This window comes from Rhodopirellula sp. UBA1907 (assembly GCF_002337565.1).
Taxonomy (GTDB): Bacteria; Planctomycetota; Planctomycetia; order Pirellulales; family Pirellulaceae; genus Rhodopirellula; species Rhodopirellula europaea.
In genome coordinates this window covers 1-1528 of record NZ_DDGH01000035.1, presented here as the reverse complement: position 1 = coordinate 1528, position 1528 = coordinate 1, and the positions used below count along the sequence as shown (strand labels likewise).

The 1528-nt window shown below is 58.6% G+C and carries 2 protein-coding genes; both read left to right on the top strand.

Translation table 11 applies throughout. The annotated features are described in order from the left end of the window. The coding region (locus B2R17_RS07975; RefSeq protein WP_286763555.1) for an ATP-binding protein at positions 1–673 on the top strand (673 nt) is incomplete at its 5' end. 11 nt (positions 674–684) lie between these two features. Further along, the gene (locus B2R17_RS07970) at positions 685–1329 is read left to right on the top strand and encodes a hypothetical protein (RefSeq protein ID WP_286763554.1); all 645 of its coding nucleotides are present in this window, start codon (positions 685–687) and stop codon (positions 1327–1329) included. The last annotated feature ends 199 nt before the right edge of the window (positions 1330–1528 follow it).

The following is a 1528-nucleotide window of genomic DNA, read 5'->3' as shown; positions in this document are numbered from 1 at the left end:
GAACGAAAGCGATCCAGCCGACCACATCGCAAGAATCCTGGCGGACCTGCGACATCATCGACTCGGTTTGATTGTCGGGAACCATGGGTCTGGCAAGTCGACTTTGTTGCACGACATGGCCGATGCGTTGCAGGCGGAATTTCCCGGCGGGAAATGGATTCAACTGACCGCCGATCCCAACCGTTCGGCAATGGCTGGCGTCTCCAGCATGCTGCTGAATGACCGAGCCGCGAGTGAGGCACAGGCGACGGTTTCGCCCGGTGGGGTGCTGGTTCTGGACGGGGCGGAGCAATTGTCGCCGTGGGGACGGTTTCGCATTCGCCGAAGAGCCCTGCGAGCGGGCCACGTTTGTTTGGCGACGGCCCATCGCGATCTTCGCGGTTTTCACGTGTTGCACCGAACGAAGGTGACCGCCAAGCTGATTGAGGACCTGTTGGCAGAATTGCTGAGAGACCATCCAGACGCCCGCGAAAAACTGGCGAGGGTCGGAAACGGTGATTTGATGTCATCTTTCGCCGATGTCACCGACGTTCGCGAATTATGGTCTCGACTCTATGATGTCGTGGGATTGTCACCGGGGACGCCGTCACCACGGATGCCTGAGTCAGCAACGTCCGACGACCGCATCGATCTCCGGCCAACCTCCCATCCCGAAAATTGCCCCGACCTCTGAGTGGATCCTTCATGGCTGTACGTTTGAACGTGATCGTGCTTCGTCCCACCGGCGAGCATCGCCATTTCGATCCGGCATGCGATGATGCCGTGGGCCAGTTGCTCGGTCGGCCTGGGCTCGATCTTGTTTTGCTGGATCGCATTCCCGGTCCGGATGAATCCGGCACGGAACGATTGGCTGTGGAATCAATCGCGGGCGATGTTGCCTGCGTCGGCTGGACAGATGCCGAGCTGGTTTCTGAACCTCTCGGGTTGCTGGGCAAACGGGTTGCTCGTGTGCCGCACCGCCGAGACCAAGATGCCGCTCCGGTTCAAAGCGATGAACCAATCGCGAAGCTGTACCACTTTGACATGCGCCGCGAAGGTACATCGCAAACAATCTTGGCGGACTTGCAAGCTTTGCTGGCGACTCGGCAAACTCCGATGTTTCAGATCGGCGTTGGTGGTTCGACGTCGCCGAAGCCAGCCACTGCATCGCCTTCTCAAGCTTCGACGCCTCCAAAGAACATCACACCGATCAAAGCCGCAACGCCATCGCCCGCCAAGCCATCGACGGCCGCAGTGTCTTCACTGAACGCTCCCACACCGCCATTGACTCCCAATCAATCCACGGACCTGGATGCGTTGGTGGATGAACTGGATGAGCTGGATCTTTGATAGGAGTGGGTGTGCCAGCGGTTTCAAACGGACTCGGTTGCGATGAGGCATGGCCGTTGAGGACTGCCCGACGGAACAGTTGAGGACAACTGTTCTACTCTGGTGCCGCTATCTTCTGGGGTATGGAGGTCGTGCAGTTTTTAAATGCCGTGCTTGCAAGGTTGAAATCACCCTCCTGAACGCAGTTGGGGAGGGTCGG